Origin of the sequence: Anaplasma phagocytophilum str. Webster (assembly GCF_000964685.1) — a bacterium.
Classification (GTDB): domain Bacteria; phylum Pseudomonadota; class Alphaproteobacteria; order Rickettsiales; family Anaplasmataceae; genus Anaplasma; species Anaplasma phagocytophilum.
Genome location: NZ_LANS01000001.1, coordinates 35,682 through 54,741 on the forward strand (window position 1 = coordinate 35,682; position 19,060 = coordinate 54,741).

Consider the following 19,060-nt stretch of genomic DNA (forward strand, 5'->3'; position numbering starts at 1 on the left):
CCTGGAAAACTAAACCCACCCAACTCGTTTGCGTGATTCCAGAATGACGGAATCCACTTGCTCTTTACTTAACTTAGCCCTGGGAACAATATCATAAAATTCATCAGTACAAAGAGAAGCTATATCTTCTACGCTCCTCACGCCATTCTCACTTAACTTTACGATATCTTCTACCTGCAAGAACGGAAGTTGCATAACCTCTTCACTCACCGACATGCTTTCAAGCATCTCAATAGCTTCCTTACGCTTGCGCGCCAGACACTCAGCCGCCCTCGTCTTCAACTCTCGCGCTATCTCTTCATTGAAGCCATCAACAGCCGCAATATCGCCAACCTCAGCTCTATCTAGATCTTCAATACTAGAAAAACCCTCACTGACAAGAAGCTGCCCTATAATTTCCTCAACATCCAAATCCTCTACAAAGACCTTGGCACCACTACTCAACTCCTTAGCCTTCCTAGTCGATTCAGTCTCATCCCCAATTACATCAATACTCCAGCCAACCAGCTCTGAAGCCAACCTTATATTTTGCCCATATCTACCTATAGCCAAACTCACTTGGCTCTCAGGTACCACCAGCTCTATCTTTTCTACATCTTCGTCGATAATCACCTTCACCACTTCCGCAGGCGCAATCGCACTAACCACAAACTTGGCAAGATCCGGAGAATACGGAATTACATCTATCTTCTCTCCGTTGAGCTCCGCAACTATATTCTGTATCCTAACTCCACGAGCACCAATACACGCCCCAACTGGATCCACATTCTTATCAGACGAATAAACCGCAACCTTAGACCTAGAACCAGCATCCCTAGCCAAGGCCTTTATAGTAACGATACCATCATATACTTCTGAAATCTCCTGCTTAAACAGAAGCTCCATAAACCTCTTACTAACCCTCGAAAGAAAAATCTGAGGCCCCGTAGCTTCCCTACGCACATCCTCTACATGCGCCTTGACCCTAGCATTAGGACGAAATACTTCCCCCCTAATAGTATTGTATACAGGAAGATACCCCTCGCTCCCGTTTAGATCTACAATAATGTTGTTGTACTCAACACGCTTCACAACCCCATATACAAGATCACCAACTCGATCCTTGAACTCCTCGTATTGCCTCTTCCTTTCCTGCATCATTATTAGCTGCGCAACCTTTTGCTTTGCGAGCTTCGCAGAATTATAATCAATATCAATCGGCGGCAACGGCTCCAACAGTATATCACCAACCTCAACCTGCTCCCCGTCAGCCAACGCATCAGAGATTCTCACAAGCTTATACTTATTAACCTCTTCAGCCGCTATACCACACTCTTCACTATCAAAAGTGAAGTCATCCTTCACTACCAGAACCTGCCGAGCTACAGATATCACCCCCGTCTTCCTATCAATGGAGACCTTAATCTTACTATCCCCATACTTAACATGACTCACAACCTCAAGCGCTTGCTCTATAGCTTCTACTATTACACCAAGATCCAGACCTCTTTGCTCTGCAACATCCCTGGCAACTCTTATGAGCTCAAGATTATCAAAATTATACAAATTCACCATAAAACCCCTTGCACGAGTAGCAAACACCTATCACACACCATGCCATTAGCGACAGTGCTCCATACTAGTCTGCCACGGGGATTCTACTTACGATACCAATTAGAGTCAAGTAATTTCTCCGTATCATGGACACCAAACCTCGCTTATCATTCTAGCCATAGAACAGAAAACGCCTTCTCTAACCCCTTGCTTTTAACCACGAATATGGAGCCCCAGGTTATAGTATCTATGGAACATAATCATAGCACTTTATGTGACGATTTTTGCCTACCTCCACACATTAAAACAGCAGGAGTAAAAAGCAACGTAACAGCCGTTGCAAATAATAATCCCATGGACGTCGTCGTAGACAATTCAAACCACAACTGGCTTGTAGGTGAATCGTATAGAATATTCCTGCCTATAAAGTCAACACTTAACCTCAGCACCATAGGCATAAGACCTAACACCCCTGTTATTACTGTGAGAAAAATAGGTCTAAACCTTGAGAGAGCAGACTTTATTATCGCATCTCTGTAACTAAGACCACTTTTGATGTTAGCGCAAAACGCATCTATGAGCAGTATATTATTGTTAACTACCACTCCTGCTAGCACTATAATCCCCACTCCCCCCATTACTATTCCAAATACTTTGCTAGTGAGTAAGAATCCCAAGAATACACAGGTGGTAGATAAAAACACCGCCGTCATCACTACCATAACGTAGTACCAACTGTTGAACTCAGCGATCAACACAAGGGCTATCATCAGTAAAATTAGAAAAAATGACTTGATCAAAAATGTCTTCGATTCCGCCTGATCTTCCATATCTCCCAGAAAGGCAACCTCCACTCTTGGTTCCCTATCTAGAACCTCTTTTATATACCTCACCCTATCAGCTATAGAATATCCGGGTGCAATGTCAGAAGAAATCGTTATTGCCCGCAAACCGTCAATGCGATTTATTGTTCCCGTACTACTCCTTGCTTTTCTACTAATAAATGAAGAAACAGGTCTAGGACCGTACATAGTGTTGATGAGAAAATTGTCTAAGTATTTCAGCGATCTGTGTTTCTCCTGAAAGCGCGCTATTATGTCAACCCCATCTGTGGAATCCTTAGGATAATACGTGCCTACTAATAATCCGTCAGTGAGCATTTTGATGTACTGCCCTATCATTGAAACACTCACTGCAGCAACATCTGCCTTTTTCCTATCCACCATCATGACCCATTCCATGCCAGAAACCGGGTTATCACTGGATACTCCCCTAAAACCTTGTGATGCAGACATCTCTTTTTGTAACACCCTAGCAGCTTTTTGCACCAAAGCAGGATCATCCGCCCTTAAACTGATTTCTAACTGCTTCCCTACACTAGGCTTCATACTGTATTGCGCAATATCAAAAAACACCCCCTTCATGTCTTTTAAAAGAGTCTCAATATTCCGCAGCACTTTAGAAGACTTTGCCCGCAAATACCAATTCACAAATTCCACGTGTATAACGCCTAACACCTCACTACTAGTAGAGGCCTTGCTATCGCTCAACCGCGTATAGAGGTACTTAATCCCTGCAACTTCACTAATTCTCCCCTCCACCTCCTTCATGAGAAAGTCCTTTTCCTTTAAGGACAAATTACTATCGCTCTTCACCGTTATAGTAGCCTGATCAGGCTCTATATCTGGAAAAAACTCACCCCCGGGACCTAGAGTAAAATACGCTACAGTAGAGAAGATTAATACACCTGATACAATGGAAACAAACTTTATCGGATGATCAAGTACCACACCAAGCACTTTCGTATAAAAGCGCGCTCCCTTTCCAAGATTCTCAATATCTATATCTTCAATTGCATTAACTCGAGCCAGCTCCCCAGGTGATGTTGCAGAACCCCTACCAAACATAGCGCCTAATACTGGTGTAAAAATCAGAGCCGTTATCCATGAGCCTACCAATGCCGATATAGACACCACGGGAATATACTTCATAAACTCACCAGTAAACCCTGGCCAAAATAATAAAGGAATAAATACGGAGAGCCTTATCATGGTGGAAGTAGCCACAGGCCAAAACATCGCAGTAGCGGCTAGACGATACGCTTCCAATCTACTAAAACCATGCGCCATTTTTCTATCTGCATACTCACTAACGACTATCGCATCGTCCACCAGCATGCCTATGACCATTATCAGCGTGAACAGGATTACAATATTTATTGTATAGCCCATGAGATACACTACTGTTATGCTAAACAGTACTGAAACTGGAATAGCCACTGCTATTAAAATTGCAGTCCTTATTCCCATAAATATCATCATAACGACTGAAACAAGGATCACTGAAAACACTAAAGTATTTTCAAGCTCACGAAGCGCAGACTTCACTTCCTCTGATTGATCTTGCAAAAACAACAATGAGACATCCTTAGGCAAAAACCTTGCCGCACTATCACAAATGTGTTCTACACGCTTGACCACTTCAGTAATATTGCTTCCTTCTCTCTTAGCAACTTTTAAGACAACAGCTGGTTTCCCGTTAACTCGAACCAACTCATGATTATCTTTCCTAGCAAATCTAACTGTAGCAACGTCTCTTACCGTAACGAATTGATCTTCCCCAGCCTTGAGAACAAGATCCATAATCTTCTTGTAGCTATCTAGTTCGCCTTCTAGCTTTACTTTATGACTACCAACATCAGATTCCAGCATCCCGTATTCAACAAAAGCATAACTAGAAGATAGAGCACGCTGTATATCCTGAATCTGTATACCGTGATAATTAACTAATTCTGGTGAAAAATTTAGCTCAAGAACGTATTCGTGCAACCCTTCTGTCTCAACACTAAGTACATCTCTTAGTGGCTCAATTTTGGACTTTAATTCACGCGCAACTTTTGATAGCACAACAGCTTCTATATCCCCTACAATAGCCAGATGTAATATCGGCATTGAACCTAAATCCATCTCCTGCACAGTAAGCGAGGTAAGCTGTCGCGGCAACTTTGGACGAATCACATCCAGCTGATTCCGCACATCTTCCATAGCAATGCGCATGTTAGCATCATGATTAAACTTCAAAGCCACACTAACATGACCATCTCTCACTTCTGATAGCACCTTCTTAATACCAGAAACAGCTCTCAGCTCTTTTTCCATTGGAATAGCCAACAGTTTCTCCGCCCTTTCTGCAGATATACCATTAACAACCGCACGCACTGAAATTACGGGTATCTTAATAGTAGGAGTTCTTTCCTGCGGAAGCATCCAGTACGAATGCACCCCTAATATCGCTATAAATAACAACAGAAATAGTGTAAATCTGTTATTTTTCAGGAAATAATCCGCTATAACATTCATATTATTAATATTGTATAGTCTTTTATGATCTAGCAAACAAAACCTACATGCCGAGTCTACCATCCATGTAATAGCATTGTCACCTTCTTCTTACTATGAGATAGATGCCTAAGAAATTGCGTCACGCATTACCACACCATAGCTCTGTACCACTATTTTCTGTGTCGCTCAAGTTAATAACCACGCGCTGATTGGTACTTGCGCTTAAACGTATCGCACGGCAGTTCACGATTTAAATGTCGAGCGCAGTAGGAGCCTTATCTTTTCTCGATATATCTACATGCAATAATAGAGGCTTCATATAATAAAAGCATAGGAACAGCCAAGCCTATCTGACTAAGTATATCTGGAGGGGTCAGTATAGCAGCAACAATAAATATAACCACTATCGCTATCCTCCTCTTCGAAACCAAGCTCTGCGCAGATATAACACCCACACGAGCAAGTAATGTCAAAATCACTGGCAACTGAAACGCTAATCCAAATGCGAACATGAGCTGCAGTACCAAATCCAAATACTCACTTACCGAAGGCATAAACTCTATGGGAACCCCCACTGAGGAGTCTCGATTTTCGAATTTTATAAAAAACTTCCATGCTAACGGAAATATATAATAATACACCCCTGCAGCACCTGTCACAAAAAGCACAGGAGCCGCTATAAGATACGGTATCAGAATACATTTTTCTGCCTTATACAAGCCTGGAGCAAGAAACATATAAAACTGCCAAGCAAACATAGGAAAGGAACAAAATAAAGCCGCCATCGCACCTACCTTTAGGTATACGAAAAACGCCTCAGTAAGATCTGTATAAATCAGTGAAAAATCCTCATTATCCCCCTCAAGATCCACAAGAGGAACAAGCAAGAACTCGTATATCTTCTCAGAAAAAAAGTAACAAGCGATGAATACCAGCACAAAAAACGCAATAGAAAACAGTACTCGTCTCCTAAGCTCTTTCAAGTGGCCAGCCAGTGACATCGTTCCCTTATTCATGAAAATAGAACCCTAGAAGTGATACTGCAAAATGGGTAGACATGACAACGTAAAACACCCTAAGACTACCTCATCACATGATTCAAGCAATAACTCTCTCCCCACTATCTAACAAGCCTAACTCCAAAAAACTCGCACACAGTAATTTTTCACTGTTTCCCAATGCAGTTAGCTATAATTCTTTGCAATGTAAGACTCAATAATATTCAAAAACTGCTCCAATATGTCAGCACCTTGAATGGTACATAACTTGCTGCCATCCTCGTAAACCGCAGCCACTTCTCGCTCTCCCTTACCAGGCATACTAAGCCCTAGATTGGCATGTTTGCTCTCGCCAGGCCCATTAACAACACATCCCATAACCGCAACTGTCATATTCACAACACCCGGATACTTCTTCTTCCAAGCCTCCATGTTACTTTCCATATACTTGTTCACCCCGGAAACAAGCTTCTGAAAAACATCAAAATTTGTACGATTACACCCCGGACAGGAAGTACTCTGCGCTGTAAAATATCTTAATCCTAATGATTGCAAAATCTCCTTACATACCTTTACTTCCTCAGTTCTACCCTCTCTAGTAAGAGAAGTAAGCGATACCCTCACAGTATCACCTATACCCATAATCAATAGATGAGCTATACCCGCAACACTGCTAACAACCCCTTTTAACCCAGCTCCCGCTTCAGTTAACCCAAGATGCAATGCATGATTACTTTGCCCAGCTAAAGCGGTGTATACCGCCACTAAATCTCTCACTTTGCTGACTTTACACGAAAGTACTATTCTATTAGAAGGCAAACCTATCCCCTCTGCTTTCTTCGCACTCGTGATAGCAGAAAGCACCAAAGCCTTTGCCTTAACAACATCCGCGGATTCTGGCACCGGAAGATTCGCATTATCGTCCATGAGCTTCCCAACGAGAACCTTGTCCAAACTACCCCAGTTTACCCCTATTCTCACCGGAATATCGTTCTTTATAGCGAATTCTATAACCTCCTCAAAGTTCTTATCCCTCTTATCACCAAAACCTATATTACCTGGATTGATTCTTATTTTCCCCAATGCAGCAGCACACGTTGGATAATCTCTAAGAAGCCTAGCAACTTCATATTGACCGCATCCAACGATCATCTTCTCATCGAACCCATGCTTTACCAGCACATCAACCATGTCAGGAATTACTTTTATAGACTCATCAGAATTTATAGCCACCCTAACTAACTCAGACCCCTCTCTCGCAAGGGCTAGCACTTCCTGCATGTCCCGATCAAAACTTCCGGAACCCCCAAGAGCCATAGATTGCACCACTACCGGATGCCCACCACCAATTGTTACCTTGCCAACCCTTACAGCTTGACTTACTCTCATACCATACCCTTAATTTTTACGCTTTAAAACAAACCACCCCGTCACAGATACTCAAAAACTGCGAGAAGTTCCAATTAATAGATAGCATTTCTACACTAAAAACTGAGAGCGCTACCCTACTCGCAACCTACAAACGCCACGAATACAGTAACACTCCCACATACACAACGTGAAATAGCGAACCTACCTTAGGCTCACAAAATCACCAAGATCATAATACCTGGAACGACTATCTGGCAACGACATAGGAATACGATATCCGTCGCTATCCTTATCAATTCCTTTGTACCCACCTTCTTCACCTTCATCAAGGAAAGTTGAATCATCGACTGATAAGTCATCTGCCGCGCCTTTACCAGCACTAGAAGAAGTAGTAACATCGCCATCATTTGGCAAATAGTCACCTTCTTCTTCCCAATCTGTCACAGAGTCCGCTCCAGAATCAGCCTCTAAATCCTCAGAAGAATCAGTAACTCCCTCATCATCCACTTCTACTGGATCTTGATACACATCAAAATCTTCTTCGGCACGCTCTTCTTCTCCAAACACAGGAGAACTTTCGGAGTAGTAACCCTCACCATCGGAGCTGTCATCAAACGCCCCAAACCCTTCTACGACATCATATTCTTCCCACCACGGGTAAATATCATTACCTTCAGCTACATCATCTCTATCGGCGCCAACATCACCAACAGAACCATACTCTGCAACATTATCCTCATCTTTACTTGAAGCACCTTCCTCTCCGTAAACCGCAACCTCCTTATTTCCATGCTCTAGATTCAACTCATCACTAGGGCAATCATCTCCAGCATTGCAGCCACCTTTTACCCCTATCCCCTCTTGATCCTCAGCAATGTCATCCTTAGGCAATTCACTACTTATCACATCAAGCGCAGGTCTTTGCTCCTCTTTCACCTCTACAGGATGAGACAACTTCTTGTGTCCCCCATGAGATTTGTGAGCGCCAGTAGGACAATCGCAATCATCTCCGCAGTCGCAATCTACTTTTATCCCCTCTTGATCCTCAGCAATGTCATCCTTAGGCAATTCACTACTTATCACATCAAGCGCAGGTCTTTGCTCCTCTTTCACCTCTACAGGATGAGACAACTTCTTGTGTCCCCCATGAGATTTGTGAGCGCCAGTAGGACAATCGCTATCATCTCCAGCATTGCAGCCACCTTTTACCCCTATCCCCTCTTGATCCTCAGCAATGTCATCCTTAGGCAATTCACTACTTATCACATCAAGCGCAGGACTTTGCTCCTCTTCCACCTCTACAGGATGAGACAACTTCTTGTGTCCCCCATGAGATTTGTGAGCACCGGTAGGACAATCGCAATCGTCGCCGCAGTCACAATCAATATTTACTTCAAACTCCTCGTGTTCTTCATCAGCACTATCCCCTGGCAATCCGCCGCTAAGCATAGAACTTTGCTCTTCTGCATCAAGCAACTCACCTTCTTTAGTTTTTACCAAGATCGATTCGTCAACCCTTTCTTCTTTCCCAGAAATAACCCCACTCTTATTCAGATCAACATCTATAAAGCGTGCTCCCCTCACACGAGAAAGGTCGATACCCTCGCTGTTTACCATCCCACCTTTCCTGCGCTCACCAGCATTGTACATTACACCATATCTTTGCAACTCATTGATAATCCTGCCTTTTTCCTCATCACTGATCTGGCGACGCCCACTTTTCTGCTGCAAATCCCTGCCACGATTCCGCTTTTTCATACTCTCTTGTTCACGAAGAGCATCTTCTCTACGCTTCTCGTATATCTCGTAAGATTGAGCAAAACTCTCATCATCATCGAAATAATCCCCACCAGGATTATACGGAGGAGCATAATTTCTACTCATCTCAAAAGCATACTTGCCTCCACAAGAAGAGAGAATCAATAAAACCACTACAGACAGTACAAATCTCAACATGTAACTAACCGATGAAGCCGATATATAAAAGAACAACACATCTATAAAGCCAAGCCCAACAGAACATACGCACCCAAAAGTATAGTGTGCATCACTGCTTTAGAATAAATAACACCATTAAGCAATCCAATACAACATTTATCGCATTTAAAGTATCACCAAAAATGCTAAACTGTTTCCTCATATCGAAAAAGCTTAATTAAGACGCATCGCTAATAACCTCTCTAGCTATACACCTGCCTAATAAATCATATTCCATTATGTCTGCTAGAGAAGAGACTTTTCCATAAGGAACCTTGTTCATCACATGCAAAACAATATTAACTATCTCTAAAAAAGTAATCTCGGAATTTAAAAATGACTCCACCGCAACTTCATTTGCAGCATTAAATACTATACTTGCAACATCCCTCTCAGAAGACTGTAAAATATCAAATGCAGCCTTCAGTGCCGGAAATCTCTCAAAATCAGGCCTAATAAAGGTCAATTTGCCATACGCAATTAAATCCACCTCCCTTACAGACACCTCCTTCCTATGAGGCCAATATAACGCATGAAGTATTGGGATACTCATATCCGGCAACGACATTAACGCAGTAGAAGTTCCATCCTGATAAAACGCCAAAGCATGAACTATTGATTCCGGATGAATCACAACATCTATTTTCCTATATCCGAGCTCAAAAAGGTAACTAGCTTCTAATACTTCCAAAGCTTTATTCATCATCGTTGCACTATCCACAGAGATTTTCTTACCCATTTTCCAAACTGGATGAACTAGCGCATCTTCTATTGTAACACTTTTTAATTGATCATGAGACCAATGCAGAAAAGGCCCTCCTGAAGCCGTAATTGTAATCTTATAGGGATTATCCCCCTGAGATAATAGACGAAAAACCGCATTATGCTCTGAATCCACCGGAACAATCCTAGTTCCACTTTTACAAGCAGCATCCCTTAGAAGAACTCCCCCACAAACTACACTCTCCTTGCTGGCTAAAGCAATAGTACCTACACCACTTTCTATCAGCCGCATCACCGCACTTAAAGCCACAATACCAGTGATAGCCATTACAGCGGTATCTACACTAAGGGCAGCCGCTTCAAGCACAGCCTCCTTACCAGCAGCAACCCTTATACCTGAACCATGTAAAGACCTTTTAAGCTCCTCATATTGAGCATCATCAGCAATAACCGCCATTTCAGCATTTAATAACTTAGCCTGCTGCGCCAACAAGCTCACGTTACTACCAGCTACAAGCGCAATAACCTTAAAATCTTCTGTATTACCCGATAAAATACCTACAGTAGTTTTACCTATAAATCCTGTAGAACCGAAAACTGATACCTTTTTCACACACCTCTACCGTATACAAAAAACTCCACTAGTAACTCTTACAACACATGATCTTCCTACTGCTTACTTGCTTATGCAGAGATTAGCTCAGAGTAGCTATATAATACGCTCTCTTAGAAGCACAACTACAAGACTAAGTGTTACAGCGACAAATGCCATAATCGACAAACCAACATTCCTGCTTGTAGCGGAATGTTCCCCCGTCGGCACATCAAAATAAACCACCTTGGCTATGCGAAAACAATAAAAACACGGGATAATACTAGTGAGACATAGGAATACTACGCATACAAGCGTCGGCACCCCAAATGCATCAACACCACCTATCGCCTTAAGTAATGTGTACTTAGCAAAAAAACCAGAAAACGGTGGCAACCCAGCCGACGCCAACAACGCTGCCACAAACGTAAATGCCAAAAACGGATTTTTTGCGGCTAAACCAGCAACATCTGTTATCTCAAACCCCTCGTCATCATACCTAAGCAGCACCGTGAAAATCCATACATTAATGAGCAGATATGTCACCACATAAAACAGCACAGGCTTGAAAGTAACAACTCCTGTACTCATGCCGGCTAATACATAACCAATATGGCCAATGTTAGCATACGCAAACAGCCTCTTAACATTCTTCTGCTGCATAGCAGAAAACTCACCCACCACCATCGATAATGCAGCCATCAACAACATGCTCCATACAAAACCCGTAATAGGAATAACAACCCCCTGCATTAATCCTGCAAAGACTAATACCATAGCTGTTTTAGTAACTATAGTAAAAAACACCACCGCAACAGTTGGCGCACCTTCATACGTATCGGGAATCCACATATGAAACGGAACAGCACCAAGCTTGAACAATAACCCCACAAGCACTAAAGCACAGCCAAAAGTTGCCCCTAGAGATTCCTCTCCTCCCAACACTTTAGAAACAACACCAAGACTAAATTCCGAAGCATATCCATATACTAAGGAAATACCATATAGCATTATGCACGATGAGAGAGCACCTAGAACAAAAAACTTGATAGCAGCCTCTGACGCCTTTATAGAGCTGCGATTAAAGCATACCAATATGTAAGAAGCAAAGCCTATCAGCTCAAAAGAAAGATAAAAAGACAGGAAATGATGCGCTTCGACAAGAGTCAGAGTTCCCAAGAAAGCAAAAAGCATCAAAACAGCAAACTCATAGCGGTAACTACGCTTCGCAAAGAAAAATAACAAGAAGGCAAAAAGCCCCGATACTGCAACTACTGCCCTAGCAAGACAGGTATGCGCAGTACGCACCACGAAGCCACCAAAAAGAGATACCTCTTCTCCAGAAAAATATATTAACTCCTTACACGCCAACACAGCCGCTATAGCAACAGAGATAAGAGACATACTCCGCACTCGCCGCTCACTCGTAAACATCCCCAACACCAGTAGCGCTAGAGCAGAACCCAATACAGTAATCTCGGGCACTATGTATAGAAAGTCGCTCAAATACACATCACCCCCAAGACAATTGAAACTTTTGTAATTCTGGCAAAATAGCACTTATCCAAGGCTTTAAAAATGTTATCACGGAAGCAGGATATATACCAAAGAATAGAACAAGAGCTGCCAATATCCCCAAAATAACAAATTCAACAGCGTTAATGTCACTATCTATCACCTTAGCACCCTCAGGGCTACTTCCCCATATCACTTCACGACACAAACGCAACGTGTAAGCAGCGCTCAATACCACTCCAACCGCGAAACAAACTGCAGTAAACCTAAAAGCCTGAAAAATTCCCAATATGGATAGAAACTCCCCGATAAAACCTGAGGTTCCCGGCAAACCAGCTGAAGCCATGCTAAAGAATATCATCATAAATGAAAGCTTGGGCATCGATGCAGCTATCCCACCACACTTAGACATATCCATAGTACCAGTACGGCTATATATCATACCAACACATAAAAACAGCGCAGCTGAAATAAGACCATGACTGAGCATTTGAAAAATTGCACCAACAATTCCACTCTCATTTAGTGAAAATATACCAGCAGCAACAAAGCTCATATGCGCTACAGAAGAGTATGCAACTAGAGTCTTCATATTCTTCTGGGCAAAAGCCACTAACGACGAGTAAACCAGTGAAATCGCGCTCAAATAAACCACAAACTCCGAGAGCTTCCAGCTGATTTCAGGAAGTGCACTAAGGCAGAACCTTATAAACCCGTACCCCCCCATTTTGATAAGCAACCCAGCAAGCAACACAGAACCCAGAGTAGGAGCCTGTACATGGGCCTTAGGCAACCAAGTATGACAAGGAACCATAGGAAGCTTCACCGCAAATGCAAAAAAGCAGGCAATCCAGAGCGCTATTCTAATACCTATAGGTAAAGCTAGCGCAACAGAAACATCTGCGTAAAAAGACTCAAACATCCCCAGAGAAAAAACTCGCGAATATACCAGCCCTATCAGAAATAACAGAGATGCCGCTCCAGTATAGATTAAAAACCTAAATGCAGCACTGATCCGATCTCCATGGCCCCACTTGCCTATTATAAAGAACATAGGAATAAGCGAAGCTTCGAAAAATACATAAAACATCAGAGAAGTGTGCACAGAAAAGACGCCAAGAACCGTCGCCTCTAGCAATAACAACAGTGCAAAAAAGGAGCTTTCTGATTCTTTATCAACACCACAGGCACGACTGAATACTCCACATAATGCACATAAAAAGAAGAGAAACGTCGATAGTATCACCATCAACAATGATAACCTATCTACCGCAAATACCTCTCCTATCCATGTATAATCTCTTAATACTGGAAGCCCGTTGCCATAGAAAGACAGCAGAACCGCGATACTCGCTATGAACGTTGCAAAAGTAATTGAAATAAATAGCCCGCCCCTCAACTTAGAGGAAGAGTCTCTCAAAAAAGCAATAAGGCATCCCCCTAATACGGGGATAAGAATCATAAAAGGGATCACTGTGTTTTAAAACCATATACCACTAACAGCGCAGCAGATACCACTCCAAGCAGCATTACAAGAGCATAGCCAACTACACGTCCACTCTGTATTCTTACACCATGCTGAGCAGACATTACAACCGCCTTAGTAATACCACCTAAGATAAAATAATCAATCACTTTTTGGTCAACAGCACGCCAAAGCAACTCGGATATTTTTTGCATTGGAATTACAAAAACACCCTCATATATCTCATCAAAATAAAACTTATTCTTCACTACATTTTTTAATGCATGAGGAATATAGTAAATCAAGCTTTTGTAACGACAAAAGAGATAACACAACAGCACGCCCAGCGCGACCATGCCCGTAGGAATCAATTCTATTATCCTGCTTATCTCTCCTTCATGCGCATGGACACTCAAACTATTGGACCAAAACGCACCCTCTGTTATCCCCAACACATTCTTGAACACCATACCGGAAAATACGGCACCCACCATGAGCACCAAGAGCGGAAGCAACATGATTTTCGAAGACTCATGTATGGAAGGAATCCTCTCAGAATGAGAATTATGAAACACCCTTATCATTAACCGACATGAATAGGCGGAAGTCAAACATGCTACCAAATTCGTGATAACAAACCCCGCTACATGCCCATAACTACTCTCTATAATGAGATCCTTTGAGTAATACCCCGCCAACGGAAAAACACCCATGAGCGCCAGAGAACCTATCCACATCAAGGCATAAGTGAAAGGTATATCTCTCCAGCAATTTTTACTCATATACGCAATTCTCTGCTCCCCATTATTGGAATGTATCACATTACCCGCTAAGAGAAACAACAACGACTTGAAAAACGCATGAGTCAATAGATGAAATATAGCTAAATGGTAGCTCGAAGTTCCACACGCTACAAACATGTACCCAAGCTGGCTACACGTAGAATAAGCCACTATCTTCTTAATATCTTCCTGCAATATAGCCACTACCGCTGCAAACAAACAGGTTGCTAGCCCCACTACCAATATGACTTCCTGCCCTATTGGCGACAACTCTACAATGGGAGAACTCCTCGCTATAAGAAAAACCCCTGCGGTAACCATTGTAGCAGCATGTATAAGCGCAGATGCAGGAGTAGGCCCTTCCATCGCGTCAGGAAGCCATACATGTAACCCCAATTGCGCAGATTTACCCATACATCCCACAAACAGCAGAATAACAGCTAAATCCTTCAGCGGAACCTGGTAGCCCCAAACATCAACCACTCCCAAATCCCAACCATCGGCAATCTTCGCAAAGATTTCATCGAAATTTAATGTATGGAAAGAATAAAAAACAACTAGAATCCCACAAAGGAAAAATAAATCCCCTACTCTATTTACTACGAATGCCTTCATCGCAGCTTTGGTCGCAGAATCTTTACCGAACCAAAAGCCTATTAGAAGATAAGAGCATAAACCAACTCCCTCCCAGCCAAAAAATAGCTGCATGAAATTGCCACTCGTTACCAAAGCCATCATGAAAAAGGTAAACATGGAGAGGTATGCTAAAAACCGCACAGCACCCTTATCTTTGTGCATATACCCAACAGAGTACAAGTGTACGATAAACGAGACAGTAGTTACTACGATCATCATCACAGTAGTCAACTTATCAATGTAAATTGACCAGCGCACCGATACACCACCCACTTCCAACCAAGAAAGCAAATCTACCGCATAACTCTGCTTGGTGGCTAAGAACAAATACCACGACAAAATAGCCGACTTGCCGATAAATGAGCAAGCCACTACATGAGAGACAAACCTCCCATGCTTTAACAAATACCCCAATAGAGCACCTAAAAGCGGAAGCACTACACATAGAAACTCTATACTGAACATAACAGCCACTATAGCAAAATTACACGCTCACAAACATGAGCCACACTTACATAACAAGAACTACAAGCGTACTTAACACAAAAAAGCCACAGACAGCAAATCTCCCCTCTGGAGCAACATTACATCTTTAGCAAATTATCCTTACCAAGGTCTATGTTCCCAGCATTACGAAAATGAGCCAACATTATAGCCAACCCTATAGCAGATTCTGCAGCAGCAACGGTAAGTACAAATACCACAAAAATTTGTCCTTGCATATCTCCACTATACGAAGAAAACGCAGCAAAGTTCAAATTTACGGAGAGCAACATGAGCTCCAAAGACAGCAAAACGTTTATGACACTCCTGCTATTAATCACAATTCCACAAACCCCAATGGCGAACAAGATAGCAGCGAGTGCTAGAAAATGACTCAACGTTATGCCAGAACTGATTAAAAAATCCATGCGTTACACCCCGTGCTATCTCCAAAAATACACAATTCGAAAATTAATCAATATCTTCAATACCTTTACAGACAGCAGGAGAGCATAACTCCACCTTTGAAGAACGATCAACTTGTGCGTACACATTCTGCTTGCGCGATTTCACAGCCTTTGACCTCACCGTCAAAACCAAAGCCCCTATAGAAGCAACTAAAAGTAAAATGCCCGACATTTGAAATGCGTAAAAATATTTCGTGTACATCTGAGATCCAATCAGAAATACATTTCCCATAGCGCTAGCTCCTGCCTCACCTATACCCCTAATGAAAGCAGCCTTAGTATGGAAAATCGCATACGTCGCACATCCAAAAAGCGCCGTAGCAAGTGCAACACATATAGGATAATACCTAACAAACCCATGGGAGGACTTGACAAAATCCATATCTAGCATCATCACCACAAATAAAAACAAAACCGCCACTGCCCCCACATACACAACAACAAGCAGCATAGCTACCAGTTCCGCACCAAGCAGGATGAACAGAACACTAGATATAAAAAATGTCAAGATCAGGCTCAGAACTGCATAGACTGGGTTAGAAGATATCACAACTGCTACTGCGGAAAACACTACCATCCCAGCAAAGCAGAAAAATAAGAACCCAACCATTTAGCAGAACCTACAACCACCGGGATGATAATATAACAGTTTAAGTTATCAAGTCAAATTACTGTGTATCCCAAAAAAAGCATCTATGCCATTGAGAATCTCAAAATTTGTATTCCATCGTCTAAAAATTGTTAACAATTCTTTCCAATATCAGTTCACATGCTGAGCTTTTACTGCTACCTATATCTCTCCAGAAAGCTGGACCACTTCTATCACGCCTAGCAAGGCTCCTAAAACTAACAAACGCTTCTAAAAATTAAAATTGTTTACAGCGTAACAAACAGAGCGTCTGAAAAGCCAATTTTCACATCTAGATAATTATCGAAGAAATGCTAATTATGCTCGAAATCCAACGCGATAGCTTATGCTGAATAGCGAAAAAGGCTCTCATAATCACCTGAAAATCTACGTATCACACTTCTGCATAACAATTCCCTGAAAAGTAATGCAACATGCACGAAGATAGGAATCGGAAGAAGCACCTGCGCGAGGAAGCCACAACCTAATCAAGACGCTGCGCTTGGTATATGCCGAGACTACAATGCGGATCGCGGCATACATAAAGTGCTTTCCTATACTTCCGCCACTACCCATACAATTCATTGCCATCTCTCTTGGCTCCAGAACGGAAACACTACCAAACATCCGCCATACATAGTTGGTGAGGCACAATATTTCAGTGCGGCTCCTATCGAGGGACGTACAGCGAGAAGTATCATGCCTCCCCATCTCCCTACCCATACAACTCACCTCTCTCTTAACTTCAGAAGAGAAGACAGACCTAATATCTGTATTGTATTAGGCATAATACCCCAACGCAGCTCTTATCGAGGAAAGTAACGCAACATGAACTCAAGATAGAAACTGGGATAAGTGCTTTAAGGGAGACACAACCTAATCTAGATGCTGCGCTTGGTACATACCGAGACTACAATGCAGATCGCAGCATACATAAAGTGCTTTCCTATACTTCCGCCACTACCCATACAATTCATTGCCATCTCTCTTTGCTCCAGAATGGAAACACTACCAAACATCTACCACACATAGTTGGTTAGGCACAATATTTCAGTGCGGCTCCTATCGAGGGACGTACAGCGAGAAGTATCATGCCTCCCCATCTCCCTACTCATACAACTCACCTCTCTCTTAACTTCAGAAGAGAAGACAGACCTAATATCTGTATTGTATTAGGCATAACACCTCAACGCAGCTCCTAAGCAGTACGTAATTAAGCTAAACGTCGCGCCTTAGAACTTCTTAGCCTCTCCTCTACAACAGATCTAAAATGACGAAATAGACCTTGTATCGGCCATACCGCAGCATCCGCCAACGCACAAATTGTATGCCCCTCTATCTGAGAAGCAACATCTAGCAGCTTATCTATCTCACTCTCCTCTGCTGTACCATCGAGCATTTTTCGCATCATTCTCCACATCCAACCAGTGCCTTCCCTACAAGGGCTGCATTGACCACACGATTCATGCATATAAAAACTCGAAATCCTCTCTATAGCTTCGATGAGATCAGTAGACTTATCCATAACTATCAGGCCAGCAGTTCCTAACCCAGACTTAGCAGCCCTCAAAGAATCAAAATCCATAGTTATATCGTCGCATATGTGCTTCGGCAACATGGGAACAGAAGACCCTCCAGGAATCACGGCAAGCAAATTATCCCAACCTCCTATTACGCCCCCTGCATACTTCTCAATGAGTTCTCTCATGGGAATTCCCAATTCCTCCTCGACATTGCAAGGATTGTTCACGTGACCAGATATACAAAAGACCTTAGTCCCAGTATTATTCGGTATACCTAGCGAAGAGAACCACCCCGAACCTCTTCTTAGGATATCCCCTACTACAGCAATAGTCTCAACATTATTTACAGTGGTCGGCGACCCGTATAATCCCACAGCAGCCGGAAATGGAGGCTTCAATCTGGGCATGCCTTTCCTGCCCTCAATAGATTCAATCTGCGCACTCTCTTCTCCGCAAATGTATGCCCCCGCTCCCCTATGAATAAAAACGTTCAAGTTATAACCAGAACCACACGCATTTTCTCCTAATAGACCATCTGCATAAGCTTCCTGTAAAGCCTTGAAAAGAACGGTGTACTCATTATAAAACTCACCCCGAATGTAAATGTAAGCAGCAGTCACACCCATAGCAAAACCTGCAATAAGTATGCCTTCTAGAATTTTATGCGGATCATACCTAATTATGTCCCTGTCCTTACACGTACCAGGCTCGGACTCATCAGCGTTTACCACAAGATACGCAGAAGAACCCTCCGGCAAGGCTTTCGGCATAAAACTCCACTTAAGCCCTGTGGGAAACCCTGCTCCTCCTCTCCCCCTGAGGCCTGAGTCCTTAATTTCTTGAATGATTTTATCACGCCCTAGTGCCAGCAACTCTTTAGTGTTAAACCACGTACCACGGCTTTTTGCCGCCGCTAAATAAGGGCTTTCTTTTCCGGATAAATTAGTAAATATAGAATCCTCGTCTCTCACAATACCCCCACTAAGACCATGTCTATATTACTAAAGTACAGAAATAACTCAAATT

The 19,060-nt window shown here is 42.6% G+C and carries 13 protein-coding genes; all 13 read right to left on the reverse strand.

What is annotated here, in order from left to right:
- Positions 1-9: 9 nt before the first annotated feature.
- On the reverse strand, positions 10-1,554 hold the full coding sequence (gene nusA, locus APHWEB_RS00130; protein WP_011450571.1) for a transcription termination factor NusA: 1,545 nt from the start codon (positions 1,552-1,554) through the stop codon (positions 10-12).
- Between the two features lie 239 nt (positions 1,555-1,793).
- The gene (locus APHWEB_RS00135; protein ID WP_226988834.1) at positions 1,794-4,928 is read right to left on the reverse strand and encodes an efflux RND transporter permease subunit; all 3,135 of its coding nucleotides are present in this window, start codon (positions 4,926-4,928) and stop codon (positions 1,794-1,796) included.
- A 221-nt stretch (positions 4,929-5,149) separates the two neighbouring features.
- Positions 5,150-5,890, reverse strand: a complete 741-nt coding sequence (gene tatC, locus APHWEB_RS00140; RefSeq protein ID WP_020848869.1) for a twin-arginine translocase subunit TatC — start codon at positions 5,888-5,890, stop codon at positions 5,150-5,152.
- A 168-nt stretch (positions 5,891-6,058) separates the two neighbouring features.
- Positions 6,059-7,261, reverse strand: coding sequence for a flavodoxin-dependent (E)-4-hydroxy-3-methylbut-2-enyl-diphosphate synthase (gene ispG / locus APHWEB_RS00145; RefSeq protein ID WP_020849274.1), 1,203 nt, complete (start codon positions 7,259-7,261; stop codon positions 6,059-6,061).
- A gap of 183 nt (positions 7,262-7,444) precedes the next feature.
- Positions 7,445-9,196, reverse strand: coding sequence for a TRP75-related protein (locus APHWEB_RS05735; protein ID WP_155237126.1), 1,752 nt, complete (start codon positions 9,194-9,196; stop codon positions 7,445-7,447).
- A gap of 202 nt (positions 9,197-9,398) precedes the next feature.
- Positions 9,399-10,556 carry a 1-deoxy-D-xylulose-5-phosphate reductoisomerase gene (gene dxr / locus APHWEB_RS00155; RefSeq protein ID WP_011450566.1) on the reverse strand — a complete coding sequence of 386 codons (1,158 nt, stop codon included), beginning with the start codon at positions 10,554-10,556 and terminating at the stop codon, positions 9,399-9,401.
- A 96-nt stretch (positions 10,557-10,652) separates the two neighbouring features.
- On the reverse strand, positions 10,653-12,041 hold the full coding sequence (locus tag APHWEB_RS00160) for an NADH-quinone oxidoreductase subunit N (RefSeq protein WP_155237125.1): 1,389 nt from the start codon (positions 12,039-12,041) through the stop codon (positions 10,653-10,655).
- A 7-nt stretch (positions 12,042-12,048) separates the two neighbouring features.
- Positions 12,049-13,512, reverse strand: coding sequence for a complex I subunit 4 family protein (locus APHWEB_RS00165; protein ID WP_044104213.1), 1,464 nt, complete (start codon positions 13,510-13,512; stop codon positions 12,049-12,051).
- An 8-nt stretch (positions 13,513-13,520) separates the two neighbouring features.
- Positions 13,521-15,398, reverse strand: a complete 1,878-nt coding sequence (gene nuoL / locus APHWEB_RS00170) for an NADH-quinone oxidoreductase subunit L (RefSeq protein WP_011450563.1) — start codon at positions 15,396-15,398, stop codon at positions 13,521-13,523.
- 119 nt (positions 15,399-15,517) lie between these two features.
- Positions 15,518-15,844: an NADH-quinone oxidoreductase subunit NuoK gene (gene nuoK / locus APHWEB_RS00175; RefSeq protein WP_011450562.1), complete on the reverse strand. Its 327-nt coding sequence runs from the start codon at positions 15,842-15,844 to the stop codon at positions 15,518-15,520.
- A gap of 43 nt (positions 15,845-15,887) precedes the next feature.
- Positions 15,888-16,493 carry an NADH-quinone oxidoreductase subunit J gene (locus APHWEB_RS00180; RefSeq protein ID WP_011450561.1) on the reverse strand — a complete coding sequence of 202 codons (606 nt, stop codon included), beginning with the start codon at positions 16,491-16,493 and terminating at the stop codon, positions 15,888-15,890.
- Positions 16,494-16,898: 405 nt separating this feature from the next.
- Positions 16,899-17,234: a hypothetical protein gene (locus tag APHWEB_RS00185; RefSeq protein WP_020848867.1), complete on the reverse strand. Its 336-nt coding sequence runs from the start codon at positions 17,232-17,234 to the stop codon at positions 16,899-16,901.
- A gap of 490 nt (positions 17,235-17,724) precedes the next feature.
- Entirely contained in the window at positions 17,725-19,005 is a 1,281-nt protein-coding gene (gene nuoF, locus APHWEB_RS00190) for an NADH-quinone oxidoreductase subunit NuoF (RefSeq protein ID WP_011450560.1), read from the reverse strand.
- Between the last annotated feature and the right edge of the window lie 55 nt (positions 19,006-19,060).